The following is a 21,354-nucleotide window of genomic DNA, read 5'->3' as shown; positions in this document are numbered from 1 at the left end:
GCAGGCTCGTTCACGCTGCAATCTCCTCCTGCCGCAAGAAGCCCTCGCCAAAACCGAAGGCCTTGAGCCCACCCACCTCGGCCAGGCTGCGGCGCACGAAGCGATCGTCTACCAGCTCACGCGCGGCGCGCTGCGGCTCCAGCCCGGCCAGGAAGGCACTATTGCCCTCGATCAGAGTGCCCTTGAGCCGGCGCACGAGTTCTTCCGTGTAACTGGGGTAGGGATAGGGCTGGAAATCGATGCGCTTGTCGTTCCAGTCGGCGTGATGAATGGCGCCGCTGGCCAGATAGCGGGCACGCTCGCCCGCATCGGGAACCAGCACCCGGCGCAACGCATCCAGGGTGTGTGGCGTGTAACGGTTGGCGCCATCCTTGGACAGGAGCGCGGCTGCCTCGGCGCGGTTGTCCTGAGTCCAGCGCTGCGCCTTGACAATGGCATTGACAACCTTCTGCGCCCACACCGGGCGCCGTTCCAGATCCTGCTGATGCATGAACACCACGCAGCAGGCATGATTGCGCCACACGTCGCCGGTGAAGCGCAGTATCTTGCCGATCTTCATCGCCTCCGCTGCGGCGTTGAACGGCTCAGCTACGATATAGCCCTCGATCTGGCGTGAGGCCAACGCGGGTGGCATATCGGATGGCGCCATCACCACCAAGTTGACCTCATTGGACGCCAGCGCCCCGCTCTTGCGGCTCACCGGCACCAGGCCGTCCTTCTTCAGCATTGTCTGCAGCACGACGTTGTGAATCGAATACCAGAACGGGATCGCTACCGTCTTGCCACCCAGGTCGCGCAGCGATCCGACCTGCGGCGCCACTGTCAGCCCGGAGCCGCCCACGTGATTCCACGCCACCACCTTGGCGGGAACCTGGCTGCCGAAGCGCGCCCAGACGGTCATCGGCGACAGCAGATGCACCACATTGACCTGGCCGGAAATGAAGGCCTCCACCAGCTGTGCCCAGCTGCGCAGCAGCGTGGGCTTCTCCGCCTGGATGCCTTCCTTGTCGAAATAGCCATTGTTGTGCGCCACCAGCAGTGGCGTAGCATCGGTGATCGGCAGGTAGCCGATACGCACAGGTGCATCCGGCTCGCTGGCCGCGCGTGCGTTCAGTGCATTGAGCAGCGGCAGAGCGCCGCCAGCGGTGAATAGCGCGGAGAGCTTCAGCAGCTCGCGCCGGGACATCGGAACCTGGCACATCGTTGACCTCGTCTTGGTGTTTCGTGGTGTGTGTCGCGCCGCCTCAAATGGCGGCGGTATGGCGCAGCGGCGCTGGATGCGCTGCCAACGCGGTGGAAGTCCTGCCGCCGGGCCGCAGCAGGCTGCGCAGTGCCCGTACGATCTCCACGCGTAGGGCCCCCAGGGCTTCGACCTCCGCATCCCGCGGATGGGGCAAAGCGATGCGCCATTCGCGCAACACGCTGGCCGGCTCGCCGGGCACGGCCCCCAATAGGACGATGCGGTCGGATAACAGCAGCGCCTCGTCGATGTCGTGGGTGATCAGCAGCGTCGCCGGGCCGTACTCGCGTACCATGCGCAGCAGCAGCGCCTGCATGTCGGAGCGCGTGATCTCGTCCAACGCGCCGAAGGGTTCGTCGAGCAGCAGTGCCAGCGGCTGGCGCGCCAGACAGCGCGCCAGGGCCACCCGCTGCGCCATGCCGCCGGACAATTGCGCGGGGAAGAGGTGCTGCGCATGGCTCAGCCCGACGGCAGCCAATGTGCTGGCCACACGCTGATGACGCCCGGCGCACGCCAGGGCTGGCTGATGCCGAAAATCCAGGCCGAACCCCACGTTGCGCGCCACGGAAAGCCATGGCAGCAGGCAGGCATCCTGGAATGCCACGGCAATGCGCGGATGCGGTGCGTCCAGCACCTCCCCCTGCATGTGTACCCAGCCTCGCGTGGCCGGCTGCATCCCGGCCAACAGGCGCAGCACACTGGACTTGCCGGCGCCGCTTGGGCCGATCACCGACACCACCTCGCCGGCTGCCAGCTGCAGGTCCACATCGCGCAGCACAGTGCGTGACACCGCGCCGCTGCCGTAGACCAGCGTCAGGCCCTGCCCCTCCAGCAGCGCGCCGCTCATGCCGCCACCCGAGGGGCTAGCACCGCTTGCCTCGCCAGCTCTGTCTTCAGTTGCACCAGGCTGGGCGTGACGATGGGCAGGAACGCCGCCTCGCGCCAGCGCCGCGCAAAGCCATCGGTACGCGCGTTCAGGTAGGCTGCACCGCCGCGCGCTTGCAGCTCCAGTTGCATCGCCGACGCGGCTAGCTCCACCAGGCGAATGCGGATGCCAAATAGCGTGCGGGGAGCGGCGAGGAAGTCGCCGATTCCCAGTCCCTCATGCAGCGTGCGTGTCTCGCCGACGAGCGCGGCGGCAAGCGCATCGAGTTCTTCATCCAGTACGGAACGACCGCTTTCGACACCGCCGCGTGCCGCCGTAATGCCGCGCCGGGCGAGGCCGATCGCCAGGCCGCACTGCAGGCCCAGGAAGGCCGGCCGTACACGCGGCAAGAACTGGTGCGCGTCTTCGTGCAGCAACCAGCCGGCATCCAGTGCGACGCCATCAAAGCGCACGGACGCGGTATGACTGCTGCGCAGGCCGATCAGATCCAGGTCTTCACTGCGCGCCACGCCCTGCAGGCCCGAAGGAATGGCATAGACGGCGGCACATCCGCCGGATGCGCTGGCTGCGGCCACTGCCACCGCAAAGCCCGCGGGATGCAGATTGGTGGCCCAAGGCACCACGCCATCGATCAGCCAGACGTTGCCCGCCTCACCGCCGCGCGCGGTCACCTGTAGCGATTCGATGCCACCAAGGAACTTCATGGCATTGGATAGCCCGGTGGCACCGGCAAGGCGGCCATCCAGCAGCGTGCGCAGGCAGCGTTGCGCCAGTGCGCGGTTGGGTGTCTGCAGCACGTATTCGATGAAGGCGCGCTGGCCCCACAGCACGAATGCCGCCGTCTGCGAGTATTCGGCCACTGCCGCCACTGCCTCTACAGCATCCGATAGGGTGCCGCCATTGCCGCCCAGGATCTGCGGCACGCCGACGCCAAATAGGCCGGCCTGAGCCAGGCGTGGCAGTACCTCGCCCGGGTCGGCGGTGCCGTTGTCCAGCCCGTCGGCATGGGCGGCCAGCCATTGCGCCAGGTCCGGCGGCAGCACGCTTGAGAATGTGGAGAAGGTCATCGGCGTTCCTCTGCGATTCAGCGATGTCAGGCCGCGGCAGGCGTCCACCGGTACGCGTCCAACTCAGGGTTCAAGGGTGTCTGCGCCAGGCTGTTGCCGAAGTTGCACAGCGTGGCCAGGCTCACGCCCAGCACCACATCCAGTGTCTGCGCCACGGTGAAGCCTGCTGCCAGGAAGGCATCGAACGCGTCCTGCGGCACCGCGCCGCGCATGCTGATCACGGCGCGGGTGAAGTCGGCTAGTGCCTCCAGCCGGGCTTCGGGCAACGCGGCCTGGGCGCGCAATGCGCCCACCGTGCCTGCATCCAGCTTGGCCTTCTTCACCGCGATTGCCGTATGGCCGGCCACGCAGAAGCCGCAGCCATGCGTGGTGGCAGCGGTGAGTTGCACCACCTCTCGCTCGGCCAGTGTCAGTGAGCCGCGGCTATTGATCTCCGACACGGTCAAGTAGGCCTCCAGCGCCGCCGGCGCGTTGGAAAGTACGGCGATCAAGTTGGGCAGGTAGCCGTTGTTGGCAATGGCGCGCGCCACCAGAGGGCGGCTGGCTTCGGGGGCGGTCTCGGCGGATTGCAGCGGGATACGGCTCATGGCGTCACATTGGGATTAGGTGGAACATCAGCCGATTTTGCGACGAGCGGCTGCCAGGAGCCATGCGCGAGCGTCGCGATTCCCTGCCATTTCGTCTGCGTTCCACTGGCCAATGTGCCATGCCCGCCCAGAGGGTGGTGCTACGACAGCGACAGCCGCTGCCCCTGTCGCCGCATGGCTCCCGGCTGCACGCCGGTTACCTTCTTGAAAGCGCGCGCGAAGGCTGCCTCCGAGCGGTAACCAACACGCTCCGCCGCCTGAGCGATGCTGCAGCGGCTGCCCAGAAGCTGTTCAGCCACTTTCATCCGCAGCAACAGCAGGAAGGCAGCCGGCGACTGCCCGCTAGCCTCGACAAAGCGCTTGCAGAAGGTGGCGCGGGACATATGCACCAACGCCGCCATGGCCTCCACCGTCCACGCCCGTTCGGGATGCCGGATCAGCGCCAGCATCAGGCCCGAGAACTCGGCGCTGCGCAACAGCGGCCACAGCCCCTGCGCCACGTCGTCGCGCGCGGCCAGGTGGCGCACCACATAAAAAAACAGCAGATCGATCAGCCGCGCGATCAGCGGCGAAGGCTCGCTGCCGCTACGCCGTGCCTCGGCGAGGATCAAATCAAACAAGGCGCGGGTGGCAGCCAATCCATCGTCGGCACCGTCACGCTCGCCGCCCTCCCCTCGCAACACCAAGTAGTCGGGGAACGGTGCCAGCAGCACCTCGCTCAGGCCGGGGCGGAAATCGAAGAAGCCACAGGCAAGTCCAGTCGACGACAGCGATGGCGGCAAGAGCGCATCCAATGACAGCATCTCGCCGTCTGCCACGCAGGCCTGCGGCTCGGCATGTGGCCCCAGATGGTGTGGCACGTCGCGTAGGAAAAACACCGCATCGCCTGCCCCCAGCAGCGCGGGGGCCATATCGCCGGGCAGGTGCAACCAGCAGTCGCCATGCAGCACCAGATGAAACCCCGCACGCAAGCGCCCAGCAACCGAGGCGCGCCAGTTGCCACAATACTGCCCTAAGTGAAAGAGGGTGGTCTCGAGTTCGAGGCTGCTCAGAACCCAGTGGACCACGCGATCCGTGTGGTTCATGATGTGCTACAAAGTTTGCCGCGAAGACGAGCGCAGCATGCCCGCCGAACATAACGCAGGCGCCGTGCGACACGGAAGGTACTTATGCGTATTTGCTTATGCGGGCTAGCGATAAGGCCCGCTTCGAATTCGAAATCGGAGTTGGCTAGAGCGCCGAGGCCCGGTGTATCCCATGCTCGGACCCTGGTACACACCCGTCCGAGTAAGCGTCTACGCAAGTATTCGTAGGAACATCGTGGGAGGCCATGCTGGAATCAGTGCTGGAGCGCTTCCGATTCTAATCGCTCGCGGCGCTGGACGACGCGATCGTTGCTTAGGCGGCGCTGCTAACTGCCATAGGCGCATGCAGAGAACACTCTCCCGCAAGTGAACGCTTAGCCACCGCCCCGAACGCCCCCACCAGTGCATTCTCCGTATTGGTCAGCGAGGCCATCACCAGGGGATATCGCAACGAAGAACGGGATTCCGTCACGTCGATATAGACCACGCCCAGTGCCTGCACCCTTGTCATGGCCCTGGGCACAATGGCAATGCCCAGATTCCCGGCGACCAGCGTGATGATGGTCTGCATCTGCGACGCTTCCTGAACCACGCGCGGAAAAAATCCCGCGCGCTGGCAAGCCGCCAGAATCACCCCCGAGTAGCCCGGCCCTTCCGCGAAGGGGAACGCGACGAAGGCTTCGGCCTTCAGCTCTTCCAGTCGCAGGCGCTTGCGCCTGGCCAGCGCATGCGCCGCCGGAACGGCGACCACCAGTGTTTCCTCGCACAGGATATCCAGGCTCAGGTCCTTGGGCTCATACACCGGCGGCACCACGATGGCGACATCCGTATCGCCGCGCCGCAGCAGCTCCAGCTGTTTGCCGCTGCTCTCGCCTGTCAGTATCAGCTTGACCGCGGGGTACTCCTGCTGGAATCGCCTGAGGATGTCCGGCAGCACGTCAAGCGCCGCGCTCGGCACGAACGAAAGCCGCAAGGTCCCGAACATGCCGCTAGCCGCACGCCGCGCCGATTCGACCGCAATCTCGGCCTGGGCAATCGTCCTGCGCGCCTCCACCAGGAAGACTTCCCCGGCCGGGGTCAACCGCACCATATGCCGGTTCCTCTCAAGCAGTTCGGTGCCAATGGTTTCTTCCAGCTTCTTGATGGCCACTGTCAGGGGCGGCTGGGACATGTGCAACACCTCGGCCGCGCGCCGGAAGCTCAGCAGCTCGGCCACGGCGACAAACTGTTGAAACTGGCGCAAGTCGGTCACGGTGATTCACTTCATGTATCAAGGATAGCTTTGAATAGTATTTGGAATATCAGGGCTTTGCAAACTACAGTGAGCCCATAAAGCAAAAACGCAATAGCCCCACAGGACCACACAATGCGCCCCTCCCTGCTTGAAGAACTCACCCCCGTTCCAAACCCGTACCCCATCGTCTCCACCGTGGCCTACGAAGATGTCTGGGGCCTTTGCGAGCAGGCCCGTGCGCTGGCGTGGGACCCGACGCAGATCGACTACTCGGACCTGGAGCAGGCCGACATTCCTGCGGAAGTGCGCGAAGCTGGCGGCGAGTGGTGGAGCCTGCGCGCCTGGATGGAACACGGCGCCATTCCCTACGGCGCCGAGCGCTTGCGCGATGCGATCTTCGAGCACCAGCCGTTCGAGGTGAAGCAGCACGTCGTCAACTTCATCGCCGAGGAACTGCGGCACCACGAGGCCTCGTTCCGCGTAGCGCGTGCCATATCCGGTTATCAGGAGTCGCCGCGCTCGGACTACTTCCGCGCCATCATCCCCCGCTTCCACGATGAGCGCGATGAGAAGCAGATGAGCTTCTTCGCCGGCCTGGCGGTAAACACCTTGTTCGAGCAGCTATCCGGCGAATTGCTGCAGGCCCGCTACGAGAACGCGCGCTTCGCGTCCATTAGGACGGCCTGCAAGCTGATCCTGCGCGACGAGGCGCGGCATATCCAGTTCGGACGCATCATCATGCGGCGTTTCTTCTCGGAAATATCGACGGATGACAAGGCGCTGCTCGGGCAGAAATTCGCCAAGAAACTGCGCGGCAGCCTGCTCAATGGGGTCTACGCCGTCGTCAACCTGCCAGAGGACGAGCAACGGCGCGCGGGCCGGGCACGCGCCCTCGCTGCCGAATACGGCCTGGGCGCCACGCATCCCGAACAAGAGATGGCGATCATTAAGCGCTCGCTGGACGAGATCCGCGAAGACGTCGGCTGCCATGGCGTGGAGATCCCGGCGATTGCCGAAGTCGACGAAGGCAAAGTCCCGCTGCTGTCCTGAGCCTTCCGCGCCGATCGCGCCTCATTCTTCCTCTGCCTTGCTTATGCTGACTTCTCTTTACCGGCTGCTTGCACTCGCCGTAACAACCACCACACTGGCCTTGCCGGTGCCTGCCGGCGCGCAGGATTTTCCGGACCGCGCCATTCACCTCGTCGTGCCCTATCCACCTGGCGGCACCGCCGACATCCTGGCCAGGCTGCTCGCGCAGAGGCTCGCCGAACGGGTGGGCAAACCTGTGGTGGTGGACAACCGCGCGGGTGCCGGCACCGCCATTGGCAGCAAGTTCGTGGCCCAGGCAGCTCCCGACGGCTATACGCTGCTGATGGGCACGGTCAGCTCGCATGCGATGAACCCCGCGCTCAATCGTGGCGTGGGCTATGATCCGCTCAAGGACTTCACGCCGATCTCCCGCGTGGCATCCGTGCCGTTTGTCGTGCTGGAGAACCCGTCGGTGCCGGCAAAAACCATTGGAGAACTGATCGCACTGGCGAAAGCCCGCCCCGGCCAGATCACCTATGCATCGGCTGGCGCCGGCACCTCGAACCACCTCGCGGGCGAGCTGTTGGCCAAGGCCGCCAACATCCAGTTGCTCCACGTCCCGTACAAGGGTAGCGCGCCTGCCCTGGCCGACCTGCTTGGCGGCCAGGTCAACCTGATGTTCGACCTCCAGGTCACCGCCAAGGCCCAGATCCAGGCCGGCACCGTCCGCGCCCTGGCCGTCACAGGAGCGCACCGCAGCAGCTTGCTGCCGGGCTTGCCCACGGTCGCCGAGTCTGGCGTGCAGGGCTTCGATGTGACCGCCTGGTTTGGAATCTTCGGGCCGGCCGCCATGCCCGCCCCCGTTGTGGATGTCCTCAACCGGCATCTCGTCGCTGTCCTCAGGTCCCCTGAGGTGCGCCAGCAGTTCGCCGCGCAGGGTGCCGAGATCGAATGGAGCAGCCCCGAGGCGTTCAATATCTTCGTGCAAAGCGAGTACGCTAAATGGGGCGGCTTGATCCAGAGCAAGCACCTGGCGGCGCAGTAGACCATGCACGCCCCATCCGCCTCCGCCCCCGAGCGTTACCCATCCTTCAAGGCTGTCGTGCATGGCAGCGAGATGGTCATCGCATCCCAACCGCTGGCCGCGCAAGCGGGGCTCGACATCCTCGCGAGCGGTGGCAATGCGGTGGACGCAGCCATCGCTGCGGCAGCCGCCATCGCAGTGGTCGAGCCCACCAACAACTCGATCGGCGGCGACGCGTTCGCCCAGGTCTTCTCTGGCGGCAAGCTGTATGGCCTCAATGCCAGCGGCCGGGCACCGATGGGTATCGACGTCGCTCGTCTTGCCAGGCTGCCGGCGATGCCGCAGCGCGGATGGGATAGCGTCACCGTTCCCGGCGCCGTCTCGGCCTGGACCGCGCTGGTCACGCGCTTTGGCCGGCTCGATCTCGCTACCGTGCTGGCGCCCGCGATCCGCTACGCACGAGCCGGCTTCCACGTCTCTCCCAGTGTCGCGCAGAAGTGGCGGGAACAGGTGCCCAAGCTGCGCAGCCAGCCGGGCTTCGAGGCGGCGTTTCTCCCCGGCGGCGCAGCGCCCGTAGCCGGGGCGCTGTTCCTGCAGCCGACGCTTGCGCGGACGCTCGAACGCGTGGCGCGCACCAACGGCAAGGACTTCTACACCGGCGAGACCGCCAGGCGAATCGCCTCGTTCGCCCGCGAAACGGGCGGTGTCCTTAGCACCGAAGACTTACGCCTGCACGCACCCGAGTGGGTCGATGCCATACAGGCGTCATACGGCGCGCTGCAGGTAAGCGAGTTGCCGCCAAACGGTCAGGGCGCGGTAGCGCTATTTGCGCTGGGCGTGCTCGCGCATCATGATGTTGCCCGCTTGCCGGCCGACTCGGCGGCCTCGCTGCATCTCCAGATCGAGGCCATCAAACTGGCGTTTGCCGAAGTCGGGCCGTTGATCGGCGACACGGACTGCGCGATCGGGCAGGTACGCGACCGCTTGCAAGCCCCCTGCCTTCAGGCCGCCGCGGCACGCATCAATATGCGGCAAGCTTCCGATTTCGGCCACACGTTCGGACCACTGGCGGGTACGGTGTACCTTGCGGCAGGCGACCGCGATGGCATGATGGTCTCGCTGATCCAGTCGAACTACATGGGATTCGGTTCAGGGATCGTTGTGCCCGACGCCGGTGTTTCGCTGCAGAATCGCGGCGCATGCTTTTCCACCGACGCCCACTCCCCGTCTTTCCTCAGGCCCGGCAAGCGGCCTTTTCATACCATCCTGCCGGGATTCGCCTTCGCCGGCGGCGGCGAGCCGATCGCCTTCGGCGCGACCGGTGGCACATTCCAGCCGCAGGGCCACGTCCAGATGATGGTGCGCCTGTACGATTACGCGCAGAACCCGCAGGCCATTGTCGATGCACCCCGCTTCAAGGTCGGGCCGGGGCGCCAGGTGGTGCTCGAACCCGGCTTTCCTGCCGATACCGTCTCGGGCCTCGCAGCCCTGGGCCACGACGTGGTCACCAGAACCGAGAGCACCTGGGACTTCGGGGGCATGCAGATCCTGCTCAGGAAGCGTGGCTCGTATGTCGGCGCCAGCGATTCCCGCAGGGATAGCCATATCGCGGTCAGATAGGGGCGCCCGGCGATCCTGCCTGGTGGAAGGTGCCCTGCGAGTGGATCTGGCAGGTCAGCATGCGGGACACGTTGCACAGGCCGATGCAACGCGGACGCACCAACTGCAAGCCCATCATGGAATGCGTGCGCTATCTCAACCCGAGTGCACCGAAACCGAACTGATCTGTGACGATGGTGCCGTGCCGTCGGCGCGGGGTTCCGGGGTTCTTGCGTCGACGAAGCGATCCCGGCATCGTATGCGTGTGCTAGGCAACTGGAATCGCCGAAAAAGATCCGCGTAAGGCGGTACGACATCCACTGTCGTACCGCCACCGAAGCCAACTCCACTGCGGATGTAGGAACGGCACCGAATTGGCGGGAAGGCCGCCACAGTGGAGCAAGTCCGCTCGAAACAGGATGTGCTTCGGTATAACTCCGGTCCGAAACTCCCGCGCAATACATTCACGTTCGTGAAATAACACGCTCGCGTTCCCCACGCGCGGAAAATCGCGGTTTAGTTCTGCGGCACGGTAGGCGGATGGGACAACCTTCGCCACCGCGTGGTATGGGATTCCGCACTATCTACGCCGATTTGCACAGCGAGGACGCTGCACGGCGCGAAGCCACACAGGCGCGTCAGTGCAGGATGGCCAGATGCTAGGAGCCCGTCCGCGCCCCTCCCAAAACCCAATTTAAGGTTGGGATAGGAATCCTGGCGATTAATTGCATTTTGATGATCAAAGGATGCTCGACATGGATGGTCCCCCGCCGTGCCCACGTGTGCAGCCAAGCGAAGTCGCCGCGTTGATGCTCGCCCCAACGCGCTCTCTAGAAGGCGACAATGGGGCCGGCTCAGACGACACGAAATGAAAGGGCCAGACGTCAAGCGATGCGAGGGATACAAGCAGTTCGTGAAGATCAGGGTGGATCACGCGAGTCTTCCGCCGCGCAGATTGCAGCGCTTTCATGTAGTCTCACCCGGACAGGCGCACGCGCACGAACGGAAGTGATAAAGGTGCTCAGGCTGCTGCTGGCCTTCGGTGCCGATCCTGGGCAACGCGGCATCAACGACGATAGCGCGCTGCACATAGCCGTAAGCGTGCGCAAGTTACCTTCGGTAAGGATGCCACTGGCGGCCGGTGTGGATGCGGCTAGCCGAACGCGCATCGATGAATGCAATACCCCATGCGAGAGGGCCGAGGCAGTGGAGCTGTCCGGGGGATTTCGCCGTTGCAGGCTGCCCATGAGGTGAGCGAACGGCTGTAGCGCCGAACAACCATCGACCCGCACCGAGCAATGTCCCTCTCGTCCACCATTCAAGTCATCGAACGGGATGCCACCTCGGCGGTGCACCACGCGTTTCCGGCTCACCGCCGTCACGCGTTCTTGGTGAACAGGTGTTGAAGAATCAGCCATGCAGATTCCAGCTTCGCGGGCGCGTAAGGCGCATTTGGGACGCCGTTATGTTGTCGCTTTCCCAGATTCGCCAGCGCTAACGCCCGCAGCATCATTCCACCAACGGCTCACGCCTCTGGAATCAGAAACTTATCGCGATTTTTCCCCAGCCACGCCGGTGCACGACCGCGGCCGGTCCAGGTGGCACCCGTCTTTGGATCCATGTACTTCGGCGGCAGCGAGGTCTTCTCCTTCGCCGCAGCCTTAGGCTTGTCACTCGCCGCCGGGCGTCCACGGCGTCGTTTCGGCGCCAAGTCATCGACGGTGAGTTCGTACTCTGCCATCAAAGCCTGGATCTTCTCAATGACGCCGGCGACTTCGCTTTGACGAACCTCGGCGAGCTGGGCTTCCAGCTTTTCCTTTTCTGCTAGCAATTGTTTGTAGGTAGCCATTTCGATCTCCGTCTATAAATAACAGTTCGATTATCCTACAGCACTTCGCCGTATTTTTACTAACTCAGTGAATCTAGCCCGCCCGGATGATCTTAGCCGGAACAGAGATAACTTCTGTGAATGCAGCCCTCTCGGTCTATTCTTCCCCGTCAGGAAAAGTGCGATTGCAGCAGAGTGGGTGAGCCAATGCGAGTTACCATGTGCAGACTGAGGCATGCACCAACAAGTTCTTCGCCGACCCTTGGCTGCCCCGAGCCGAATTTGCCGAACTCGAAGCCTGCAAGGACTCTGGTTATGACTGTGGCAGCTGGGGAATTGTCCAATGCCAATGCCATGGCTGGCATCCCACTCTGAATGAAGTGTGTTCTGAAAAAACGGCGACATCGCAGCGCCCTCTCCCCACCCGGTCTGCCCAACAATCCCCAGCCCCTGCGGATGTCAATCGCCGGAACGTGGTCTCAGGCTCGAGGCTCCGCCGGCGACTACAATAGTGTGGGAACACAGGATGTTGCCCAAAAGCGCCAAGAATGTGAGTGGAGAAGTCAATGGCAACAGTACGAGCTGGCACCAAAGGGGAGGCACTAAACCTCCTGGGGACGGAAGGCGTGACCGTGGTGGAACTGGATTACGAGGCAGGCTGGCAGGACGCAATCGAACTTGGTCGGCTCGGCCAGAAGGCAGGAATACGAGTGGAATATCGCGGGCAAGAGAACATTGCCGTCAAATCGCCGACGGCGTTGGTCGCTGGCCTATCGCGGCCCAAAGCGACATTTCGGCAGCGGAACCTCTATTGCCAATTTGATCTGAGCGAATTGTCTGGGGCTGTGTTGGAGAGCTTGGAGGCAAAGGCGTCCAAGTTGGGGGACTATATCCTCGCCGGAGACTTGATAAGGGAAGTGGTGGATGCAGTATGGGTAGAGTAAACACGGCTTCCCCTTGGCTCCCGGCCACCGTACTCGACAGTATATGATGGTAGTCCCTGCCAGAGGTGCGCGATCGACTTTTGAGGGTCCCACCGTCTGCGCGCCTCGCCGTTGAGCACCAATCAACTGCTGCAGACGTACGGCAGTGGCTGTCCACTTCGCGGATGCGGATCTTGAAGTCGTTCCGAGCCGAGATTCTCGGCGAGCCGTGCGTAGAGGACCGGCAGGCTTGAAAACGAGAACTCTTTTGCCCCCCATAAGGCGTCTAGACTCGCAAGTAGAATCGGAGGGAGTAGCCCTGTGCAACAATTACGCATCTGCGAGGCAAGCTGCCAAGACGAGTTGCTGCCACGTCTAGATGGCGTGGGGCCAGCACTTATGGCGTTAGCGAACAAACCGAATTTGCGGCGATATGTGGGGAATCTTTTTGGGCTGCGATCGTCGCACGGCTAACGCAACGGAAGCGGGGGCAGCGGCAACCCAAGGTGTTCCCGCAAGGTGCTGCCTTGGTACTCAGTGCGGGTCCGCCCTTGTGCCTGCAATAGCGGAACCACCCCATTCGCGAAATCGTCTAGTCCCCCTGGGAAATAGGCCGGCATGATATTGAAGCCATCGGCAGCGCCCTCGTCCACCCACATAGTGATATGCTCCGCGACCTGCCCTGCGGTGCCCACAACGACCTGGTGACCACGAGCGCTCGCAACCACTTGATAGAGCTGCCGCAAAGTAAGGTTACGGTCGCGCGCGAGCTTCTTCAGAAGCCGGCTGCGACTCTGGATGGATTCGGTGGATGGCAGCTCAGGCAAAGGTTCATCTAGCGGGTAGCCCGAAATATCGTGGCCCAATTGCTCCGATAGCAAGGCAGTCGCGTTGGATTGATCGGTGCCATTCTGCAATACGGCCAGCTTCTCGTACGCCTCCCGCTCGGTGCGGCCGACAATGGGCATCAGCCCTGGCATCACCAGGCAGTGGGCCGGATCGCGTCCCTGCTTGGCCACCTGTTCCTTGATTTCCCCATAGAACTGCCGCGCCGCCACCAAGTCCTGTTGCGCCGTGAAGACCACCTCGGCATGACGAGCGGCAAGTGCCTGGCCAGGCCCAGAAGAGCCCGCCTGGATCAGCACCGGATGCCCCTGCGGACTCGGCGTCACGTTGAGTGGACCCGCCACCTCGAAGAACCTGCCGCGGTGATTCAAGGCACGCATCTTGCCAATGTCGACATACACGCCGGCCTCCTTGTCCCTCACATAGGGATCGGGTTCCCAAGACCGCCACAACCCCTTGACCACTTCAACGAACTCATCGGCAATCGCGTACCGCTCGGCATGGTCGGGATGCCGTTCTCTACTAAAGTTCACCGAGCCATCGGCGAAGGTCGTCACGATGTTCCATCCGGCCCGGCCCTTCGATATCTTGTCCACTGTGGCAAACATGCGTGCGAGGTTGAATGGCTCGCTATAGGTCGTGGATGCCGTTGCCGCCAGACCGATGTGGCGAGTCACCATCGCCAATGCGGCCAGTAGCGTCAGCGGTTCCGGCCGCGTGATCATCGACGGGTGCGAATCGGGCGTGGTCAGCAAGCGGTCGCCAAAAAAGACCATATCGAATTTGGCGCGTTCCGCTGCTTGTGCAGCCCGCACGATCAAATCGATATTCTCCGTGCCGGACTCGGCGTCGGGATGGCGCCAGCCTGCGGCATGGTGGCCGGCGGCCAGAAGGAACAGACCAAGCCTGATGGGCTTTGGCGAAGGTGTGGACATATCAGTTGTGGTGAAGTAGGTTGCGCCGGCACCGACGAGCCTAAAGTTGCGTTCCACTGCTCTGAATGATGCGACGTGACAGGTCATGGACAGAGCGTATCGTGGCCTTGGTCTGCTCCGGCGTGAGCGAACGGGTTTCTACCTCAACACGGGCGAGCGCCTGGATAGTCGCGGGCTCTAGCAGGATTTCGTTGAGCCATCCCCGCAGCGCCGCCAGTACGCTCGCAGGTGTATCCTTCGGTGCGGAGATGAAGAAGGAGCCGCCCAACGCATTCTCCCAGCCGTTGACTCCAGCCTGCGCGATCGACGGCACGCCCGGCAATTCGGGCGATGTCTCGCTACCGAAGAAGGCGAGCGCCCGCAGCTTTCCTCCCTTGATGGATGCCGTGCTGAGGGGATCGAACACCACGTCCACATGTCCAGCGATGACGTCTGCCACGGCAGGCGCGCTGCCCTTGTACGGCACATGGCGCATGTCGATGCCCGCCAGCGACTTAAGCAACTCGCCGGCAATATGTCCGGGTGTGCCATTTCCGGAGGTCGCGTAGGTCAGCTTGCCAGGGTTTGCCTTGGCAAAGGCGATAAGTTCTTTCAGGTTCCGCGCGGGCACGTTCGGATTGACCGCCACCGTGGCGCGAGAGTTGCCGATGTAGGCCACCGGAACGAAATCCACAAACGGGTCGAACGTGGTCTTGACCAGTTGCGGTGCGATCGCGAGATTGCCAATCGACGTATTGAGCAACGTATAGCCGTCAGCCGGCGCATGCGCGACGTAGCCTGCACCCAGCGTGCCGCCGGCTCCAGGCTTGTACTCGACCAGCACGCTCTGCCCAGTCTTCTCCGCCAGTCGCTTGCTGATGATGCGCGCCACATTGTCATTGGTGCCACCGGGCGCGTAAGGCACGATATAGGTAATCGGGCGGGAAGGATATGCCAGACCGGCCTGCGCGAAGGAGGATGCGGCGCTAGCAGCTAGGATGATGGCTGTCGCGAGACGAATAGCGAAGATGGGCATGACAAAGGCCAGCGAATATGCGAGGGGCGAGTGTCACACGTGTAAGCGGTTAGCCTAACGAACATTTCCGAAGCAGGTAAGTTGAAGTCGTTCGTTGACGAAATCCCGACAGTGAGATATTCAATGCGCTTAGCTGGCACCAAGCTACTATGACCATCGATCGTAATATACAAGGCCTCCCGCATTGGGGAGGCGTTGCCAACAATCCGAGACCGTAGTGCGGGACTTTCGTCATTGGCCCCGAGCTACTTCAGGGCTTCGATCTGCAGGTTCAGAAATCCAGCCCTGCGCCGGCCGCTCCCGCCACGCCCACGGTCGCCTCATCCTTAGGCAGTTCAACGATCGCGGCATCCGTGGTAAGGATCAGGCCTGCCACCGAAGCGGCATTCTGCAAAGCGGTGCGTGTGACCTTGGTCGGGTCAACCACACCACCTTCCACCAGGTCACCATATTCGCCCATCGCCGCGTTGTAGCCAAAATTGCCCGTCCCTTCGGCCACGCGCGCTACCACCACGCTGGCTTCTTCGCCGGCGTTGGCAACAATCTGGCGCAACGGCTCCTCCAGTGCCCGCAGCACGATCTTGATGCCTGCCTGCTGGTCCGGGTTGATGCCCGTCAGATCCTTGATGGCCTGGCGCGCACGAATCAGCGCCACGCCAGTCTACCGTGGCGCTGCCCGGACTGCTCAAGCACCTGTTCGATCTGATCGGCCAGGATGCATTGATCGACACACCGGTCATCCTTGCCGCCACCGGCGGTAGCGACCGCCATGCGCTGGTCATCGAGTACCAGTTGAGGCCGCTATTCAGTTTCATTCAGGCGCTGACGCTGCCCATCGGCGTCTATGCCGCGACCGCGGATTTCGACGGCTACCGGAGGCAGTAGAGCCTTGCCGGCGCGTGTGTGCCTAGCCATCGAGCGTGCCGTGCCGCCGTTCGCCACATATCATGCGCCGCCGCGCAAAGCCGCGAGAGGAAACCATGACCGCTGCCAAGCAACTCCATTTCGGTGCGTTCGTCCCCGCCACCGGCCACCACGTTGCCGCTTGGCGCCATCCCGACACCGCCGTCGACGGCGGCATCAGCATCGGTCACTACAAGCGCATTGCGCAGACCGCCGAGCGTGCCGGCATAGACACGCTGTTCCTCGCGGACAGCGCCGCCGTATGGAACCGCGGTGATCTCGAATCGCAAAGCCGCAGCGCGGGCAATATCAGCTTTGAGCCGTTGACGCTGCTCTCAATGCTGTCCACCGTCACCAGTCACATCGGCCTGATCGCTACCCAGAGCACCACCAGGGCAAGCATTTCCAGGTGCGAGGCCTGCTCAATGTCGCCCGCTCGCCGCAGGGCCGGCCGGTGGTAGTGCAGGCCAGCTCTTCCGAACCCGGCCGCGAGCTGGCAGCGCGCACGGCCGAAGTTGTGCTCACCGCCGGGCAGAATCGGGCCGAGGCCGCAGCCTTCTACGCCGACCTCAAGGGCCGGATGGCGAAGTTCGGGTGCGCGCCGGACGGGCTCAAGGTTACGCCGGGCATCTTCCCGGTGGTAGGCCAGAGCGAAGCCCACGCGCGCGCGAAATTCCAGCAACTGCAAAGCCTGATCCATCCGAGCACCGGTCTGGCGCCGTTGTCCGGCATGCTGGGGGCATCGATCTGTCCGGCTTTCCGCTGGATGGCCCGCTGCCGGCGCCGACGGAGTCCGACACCAACGGCGGCAAGAGCCAGCTGACGCCGATCACGGACCTGGCCCGCCGCGAAAGCCTGACCATCCGCCAGACTTATGAGCGCATCGCAGGCGCGCGCGGGCATTGGCAACTGGTTGGGACCGTGACGCAGATCGCGGACCAACGCGAAGACTGGCTGCGCCACGACGCCGCGGACGGCCTCAACGTGATGCCACCCACCCCGCCCGCCGGGCGAGACGACTTTGTGGAGCTGGTGGTGCCAGAATTGCGGCGCCGTGGCTTGTTCCGCACCGCTTACACGGGAACCACGCTGCGCGAGAACCTCGGGCTGCGACGCCCAGTGAACCGATACGCCAACGCTGCTTGATGTGCCAGGGGGGCCAGCCCCTTCTCTCGGCTGCTGCCCAGCACGCAGCAAAGCTGCTCCTGCCGTTGCTTCGCCAACAGCATATTGGCGAGGGAAGGCGCGAAATACAGCGGCTTTCAACGGGTCTGGCAGCTTGGTACAGCGCTTGCTACTCACTACCACCGCCAGCGCGCAGACGCCATCGGCGGCCTCCCTCCCAATCTGTTTCGCAAGGACACACCATGAGCTACAAGCACATCACCGTCAGCCAGGTTGCCGGCCATATCGGCGCCGAAATCGGGGGCGTCGACCTGTCGGGGCCGTTGCATGACGACACCGTTGCCGAGATCCGCCGCGCCTTACTGAAATGGAAAGTTGTTTTCTTCCGCGGCCAACATATCGACCACGCCGCCCAAGTCGCCTTTACCTCGCGCTTCGGTGAAGTCACCTACGCGCATCCGCACGAGGACGAACCGATCGAGAACTTCCCGCAGTTGTTGCCCATCGATCGCAGCCGCTACGAGCGCCGCAACGGCATCCGCCGCAGCAGTTACGAAAGCCGCTGGCATACCGACGTTACCGCGGTGGTCAATCCGCCGGCCGGCTCCATCCTGCGCGCCGTCAATGTGCCGGCGTTCGGCGGCGATACCACCTGGACCAACCTAGTGGCGGCCTATGAGGGCTTGTCCGCACCGCTGCGCGCGCTGGCCGATGGGCTGCGCGCCGAGCACCGCTTCAACGCACGCGCCACGCTCCCATCGGAGAGCCGCATCGCCAAACGCATCGCTGCCCAGCCACTGGTTTCGATCCATCCAGTGGTACGCGTCCACCCCGAGACTGGAGAGCGCGCACTGTTCGTCAACCCGGGCTTCACCTCGCATATCGTTGGCGTCTCGCCGCATGAAAGCGAACTTTTGCTCGAGTTGTTCTTCGACCAGCTCGCCAAGCCGGCCTACACCACGCGCTTTCGCTGGAACAACGGCGATATCGCTTTCTGGGACAACCGTGCCACCGCGCATCTGGCGCCCCAGGATCTCGACCACATCGAGGTCGAGCGCGTACTCTACCGCACCACGCTGACCGGCGACATACCGGTGGGACCGGACGGCTTCCGTTCGAAGAGCGTTGAGGGCGAAGCCTTTGGCACCCGCGCGCCGAGTGCGCTGGCGCAGCCGGTCGATACACCCACTCGGCCGGAACCGGCCCTGGCCTGAATACCCGAGCCGGCAGGCCGCGGCCAACGGCACCGGCCTGCCACAGCAGACTCTCCTTTTCACAGAGAACATCATGAGCCAAACCACTTTGCTCGAAGCCGTTCCACGCCGGCAGGTCAGCTTCGCGCTCGACTCGCCGGAGCTCGCCGCCACCTATGAGCGGGTGGGCGTGCGCCAGTTCAACCACGGCAAGCTGCTGATCGACGCGCTCGCCCTCCATCCCGGCGAACGCGTGCTCGACATCGGCAGCGGCACCGGCCGGCTTGGTGTCTACGCGGCGCAAAAAGTGGCGCCCGGCGGCCACGTAACCGGCATTGATCCGCTGCCGCTGCGGGTGGACATTGCCGCCTCCAAGGGGCAGGCCAACTTCGCCGTGAGCGTCGGGCGCGCCGAGGAGCTGTCCGCCTTTGCCGACAGTAGCTTCGATGTGGTATACCTGAACAGCGTGTTCCACTGGGTGGACGACAAGCCCCGCGCGCTGGCGGAGATCTTCCGGGTGCTCAGGCCAGGCGGCCGGCTCGGCCTGAACAGCGGCGACGCCGACAAGCCGCACCAGTCAGGCGCCCTGCTGCGCGCAGCCACGGAGGCCGCCGGCGTCGATCCGGCGCGCCGCCCGCACGGCCGCAACCTCGGCGCAGTCAGCAACGCGCAGCTCAGCGCGCTGGTGGAAGCGGCCGGCTTTGCCGGCTACGATGGCGCGACTCGGACCATCGTTGACCTGGTACCGGACGCGGCCAGCCTGGTCGATTGGAGCCGCAGCAGCTCCTTCGGCAACACACTGACCGCCTTCGACGACGTGGAGCTTGCGCATGTGCTTGCGGCCCTGGGCGAACTGCTGGAACGCTACCGCACTGCCGAAGGCATCCGCCTGGAACGTTATCTGATATTCGCCACGGCACACAAGCCGCTGGCGTCCTGAGCCAGGCGCGGCCTCCAAAGATGCGCGCCTGGCTCCTGCACAATCGCTTCCTCGTCGTCTTCGCACTGCTGGCCTCGCTGATGGGCACCAGCGTGGGCGTCGCCAAGATCGTCACCTCGCTCTATGCGCTGGAGCTGGGCGCCAGCCACGCGCAGCTGGGGCTGATCGCCAGCGGGCAAATGATCGGCACGCTCGTCATGAGCGTGCCGATCGGCTTCCTGGTGGACCGTTATGGCCCCGTTCGGCTGTTCGTCACGGGCAGCGCGCTTGCGGGACTTGGTTATGCCATCGTGCCGTGGGCGGCCACGCCCTGGTTCCTGCTGGGCTGCAGCGCGGCGATCAGCTTCTTCATGCCGCTGCGCTTTGTCTCGCTCAACAGCGTGTTCTTCGAGCAGATCCGCACGCTGGGTGAGAACAAGGCGGGCTGGTACCGCGGCACCCATATGAGCGGCATGTTCTTGGTCGGTCCGGCGCTGGGCGTGAGCCTGGTCGCCTGGATTGGCTATCGCGGCACATGGTGGGCCATCGCAGCCAGCTTCGCGTTGACCATCGCGCTCTCGCCCATGGTGTTCGCGCGCTACGCCCGCCCTGCGCAGTCCGGCCCGCGCGGCGGCCAGGCCGCCGTACTCAGGCAGTTGGGCGCCCTGCTGCGTGACCGCGACCTGCGGATCACCAACCTCGTCGATTTTTGCGCCCAGTCCACCCATATGTATTTCAGCACTTTTATCCTGGTGATCGCGCTGGAGAGCATGCGGCTGGATGCCGCCCACGCCTCGGCCTACCTCACGGGCTCCGGACTGGCGTATATCGCCACTTTGTTCCTGCTTGGCAACACCACCGCGCGGCTGGGGCTGCGACGCAGCTACCTGGCCGGCTTCGGGCTGGTGGCGCTGGCGCTCGTTCTGCTCGGTCGAGCACCCGGCGCGGCTTGGCTGTGGCCCGGTGTGTTACTGCAGGGACTGGGGCTTGGCTTACTGCAGATCGTCAGCCTGACCCGCATCGCACGCATCGGCGCGCGCCTGGGGGCGGGGCAAGGTGTCCGGCGCTAACCTGTTGGTGGGGCCACTCGGCTCGCTCTGCGGCAGTGCGGCTGGCGGGCTGCTTGGCGATGTGGTCGGCCTGCAGAATGTGTTCTTTATTTTCCTCCCGCTCTATGGCCTGCTTGCGTTCTGGTTCCTGCGCAAAGCGGATAGCACGCCCGCCGTCGCGCCTTCGTCAAGCAACATGCCGTCGAGCTGAACGCGCCCTCCCTCGCACTCTTCCCATTCAGGAGCTTCCATGTCCCAATCCCGCAGCACTGATTACGATATCCATCCGCTCTTCCTGCAGCGCTGGTCGCCGCGCGCATTTACCGGCGAGGCGATCGACGAGGCGACCTTACTGCGCTTCTTCGAGGCGGCCCGCTGGGCGCCGTCTGGCTACAACGCGCAGCCCTGGCGTTTTATCTATGGACGCCGCGACACGCCTGCCTGGCAACCGGTATTCGCGGCGCTGTCCGAATATAACCAGAGCTGGGGGGCGAGCGCCTCGGCCCTGGTGGCAATCCTGTCGCGCAAGGTGTGGACGCCGCCGGGCAAGAACGAGCCGCAGCCCATCGCCACCCATTCCTTCGACGCCGGCGCGGCTTGGGCCAGCCTTGCCTTTCAGGCCACGCTGTCGGGCTGGCATGCGCATGGCATCGGCGGCTTCGACAAGGCCCGGCTGCGCGGATCGCTGGCCGTCCCAGACGACTACGCCATCGAGGCGGTGATTGCCATCGGCAAGCAGGGCGACAAGTCGCAATTGCCGGAAGCCCTGCAGGCGCGCGAGTATCCCAACCAGCGCCATCCGCTGGAACAGCTGGTGGCCGAAGGCCGCTTCTCCTTCGCCGCGGATTGACGCATCGCGCACCGGCC

The 21,354-nt window shown here is 64.1% G+C and carries 18 protein-coding genes and 3 pseudogenes; 11 read left to right on the top strand and 10 right to left on the bottom strand.

Features of this window, described 5'->3' with window-relative positions:
- Nucleotides 1–10: 10 nt before the first annotated feature.
- The 6 genes from AC1RQK_RS10360 to AC1RQK_RS10335 form a co-directional block, all read right to left on the bottom strand.
- A complete protein-coding gene (locus AC1RQK_RS10360; RefSeq protein ID WP_492808932.1) occupies nucleotides 11–1,201 on the bottom strand; it encodes an ABC transporter substrate-binding protein in 1,191 nt (396 codons plus the stop codon).
- A gap of 43 nt (nucleotides 1,202–1,244) precedes the next feature.
- Entirely contained in the window at nucleotides 1,245–2,087 is an 843-nt protein-coding gene (locus tag AC1RQK_RS10355) for an ABC transporter ATP-binding protein (protein ID WP_492808930.1), read from the bottom strand.
- Complete coding sequence (locus AC1RQK_RS10350; RefSeq protein WP_492808928.1) at nucleotides 2,084–3,193, bottom strand: acyl-CoA dehydrogenase family protein; 1,110 nt, start codon at nucleotides 3,191–3,193, stop codon at nucleotides 2,084–2,086. Before AC1RQK_RS10350 ends, AC1RQK_RS10355 begins: the two co-directional genes overlap by 4 nt.
- 26 nt (nucleotides 3,194–3,219) lie before the next feature.
- A complete protein-coding gene (locus AC1RQK_RS10345) occupies nucleotides 3,220–3,780 on the bottom strand; it encodes a carboxymuconolactone decarboxylase family protein (protein WP_492808926.1) in 561 nt (186 codons plus the stop codon).
- 140 nt (nucleotides 3,781–3,920) lie between these two features.
- On the bottom strand, nucleotides 3,921–4,865 hold the full coding sequence (locus AC1RQK_RS10340) for a cupin domain-containing protein (protein ID WP_492808925.1): 945 nt from the start codon (nucleotides 4,863–4,865) through the stop codon (nucleotides 3,921–3,923).
- A 313-nt stretch (nucleotides 4,866–5,178) separates the two neighbouring features.
- A complete protein-coding gene (locus tag AC1RQK_RS10335; protein ID WP_492808924.1) occupies nucleotides 5,179–6,117 on the bottom strand; it encodes a LysR family transcriptional regulator in 939 nt (312 codons plus the stop codon).
- 114 nt (nucleotides 6,118–6,231) lie between these two features.
- Between AC1RQK_RS10335 and AC1RQK_RS10330 the strand changes: the two genes are divergently transcribed.
- Genes AC1RQK_RS10330 through AC1RQK_RS10320 form a run of 3 tightly spaced genes read left to right on the top strand, consistent with a single transcriptional unit; the run spans nucleotide 6,232 to nucleotide 9,772 of the window.
- Nucleotides 6,232–7,149, top strand: a complete 918-nt coding sequence (locus AC1RQK_RS10330; protein ID WP_492808922.1) for a ferritin-like domain-containing protein — start codon at nucleotides 6,232–6,234, stop codon at nucleotides 7,147–7,149.
- A gap of 43 nt (nucleotides 7,150–7,192) precedes the next feature.
- Nucleotides 7,193–8,173 carry a Bug family tripartite tricarboxylate transporter substrate binding protein gene (locus AC1RQK_RS10325; protein ID WP_492808920.1) on the top strand — a complete coding sequence of 327 codons (981 nt, stop codon included), beginning with the start codon at nucleotides 7,193–7,195 and terminating at the stop codon, nucleotides 8,171–8,173.
- Nucleotides 8,174–8,176: 3 nt separating this feature from the next.
- Nucleotides 8,177–9,772: a gamma-glutamyltransferase family protein gene (locus AC1RQK_RS10320; RefSeq protein WP_492808919.1), complete on the top strand. Its 1,596-nt coding sequence runs from the start codon at nucleotides 8,177–8,179 to the stop codon at nucleotides 9,770–9,772.
- A 1,504-nt stretch (nucleotides 9,773–11,276) separates the two neighbouring features.
- Here AC1RQK_RS10320 and AC1RQK_RS10315 read toward each other — a convergent pair.
- Nucleotides 11,277–11,600 carry an H-NS histone family protein gene (locus AC1RQK_RS10315; protein WP_431798406.1) on the bottom strand — a complete coding sequence of 108 codons (324 nt, stop codon included), beginning with the start codon at nucleotides 11,598–11,600 and terminating at the stop codon, nucleotides 11,277–11,279.
- 545 nt (nucleotides 11,601–12,145) lie between these two features.
- Here AC1RQK_RS10315 and AC1RQK_RS10310 point away from each other — a divergent pair.
- Nucleotides 12,146–12,523 (top strand): PHA-granule associated protein 4, encoded by a 378-nt coding sequence (locus tag AC1RQK_RS10310; RefSeq protein ID WP_492808918.1) that lies wholly within the window; start codon nucleotides 12,146–12,148, stop codon nucleotides 12,521–12,523.
- A gap of 449 nt (nucleotides 12,524–12,972) precedes the next feature.
- Here AC1RQK_RS10310 and AC1RQK_RS10305 read toward each other — a convergent pair whose 3' ends face one another.
- The 3 genes and pseudogenes from AC1RQK_RS10305 to AC1RQK_RS10295 form a co-directional block, all read right to left on the bottom strand.
- Entirely contained in the window at nucleotides 12,973–14,283 is a 1,311-nt protein-coding gene (locus AC1RQK_RS10305) for an LLM class flavin-dependent oxidoreductase (protein ID WP_492809089.1), read from the bottom strand.
- A 40-nt stretch (nucleotides 14,284–14,323) separates the two neighbouring features.
- Entirely contained in the window at nucleotides 14,324–15,298 is a 975-nt protein-coding gene (locus AC1RQK_RS10300; RefSeq protein ID WP_492808916.1) for a Bug family tripartite tricarboxylate transporter substrate binding protein, read from the bottom strand.
- A 271-nt stretch (nucleotides 15,299–15,569) separates the two neighbouring features.
- A pseudogene (locus AC1RQK_RS10295) lies at nucleotides 15,570–15,956 on the bottom strand (TCP-1/cpn60 chaperonin family protein); the annotation flags it as partial.
- On the opposite strand from AC1RQK_RS10295, the pseudogene AC1RQK_RS10290 reads away from it, so the two are divergent.
- The 7 genes and pseudogenes from AC1RQK_RS10290 to AC1RQK_RS10260 form a co-directional block, all read left to right on the top strand.
- Nucleotides 15,943–16,229: pseudogene (locus AC1RQK_RS10290) on the top strand (NAD(P)H-dependent oxidoreductase); the annotation flags it as partial. The pseudogenes AC1RQK_RS10295 and AC1RQK_RS10290 sit on opposite strands and share 14 nt — an antisense overlap.
- A gap of 49 nt (nucleotides 16,230–16,278) precedes the next feature.
- Nucleotides 16,279–17,347, top strand: a pseudogene (locus AC1RQK_RS10285) (LLM class flavin-dependent oxidoreductase).
- A gap of 221 nt (nucleotides 17,348–17,568) precedes the next feature.
- Complete coding sequence (locus AC1RQK_RS10280; protein ID WP_492808914.1) at nucleotides 17,569–18,540, top strand: TauD/TfdA dioxygenase family protein; 972 nt, start codon at nucleotides 17,569–17,571, stop codon at nucleotides 18,538–18,540.
- Nucleotides 18,541–18,613: 73 nt separating this feature from the next.
- Nucleotides 18,614–19,459, top strand: coding sequence for a class I SAM-dependent methyltransferase (locus AC1RQK_RS10275; protein WP_492808912.1), 846 nt, complete (start codon nucleotides 18,614–18,616; stop codon nucleotides 19,457–19,459).
- Between the two features lie 20 nt (nucleotides 19,460–19,479).
- On the top strand, nucleotides 19,480–20,508 hold the full coding sequence (locus AC1RQK_RS10270) for an MFS transporter (RefSeq protein ID WP_492808910.1): 1,029 nt from the start codon (nucleotides 19,480–19,482) through the stop codon (nucleotides 20,506–20,508).
- Nucleotides 20,495–20,698 carry a hypothetical protein gene (locus tag AC1RQK_RS10265; RefSeq protein WP_492808908.1) on the top strand — a complete coding sequence of 68 codons (204 nt, stop codon included), beginning with the start codon at nucleotides 20,495–20,497 and terminating at the stop codon, nucleotides 20,696–20,698. The genes AC1RQK_RS10270 and AC1RQK_RS10265 overlap by 14 nt, the downstream gene beginning before the upstream one ends.
- A 39-nt stretch (nucleotides 20,699–20,737) precedes the next feature.
- Nucleotides 20,738–21,337, top strand: coding sequence for a nitroreductase family protein (locus AC1RQK_RS10260; protein ID WP_492808907.1), 600 nt, complete (start codon nucleotides 20,738–20,740; stop codon nucleotides 21,335–21,337).
- The last annotated feature ends 17 nt before the right edge of the window (nucleotides 21,338–21,354 follow it).

The organism is Cupriavidus sp. GW822-FHT02D05 (assembly GCF_058802485.1).
This window is presented reverse-complemented; position numbering and strand designations above follow the sequence as displayed.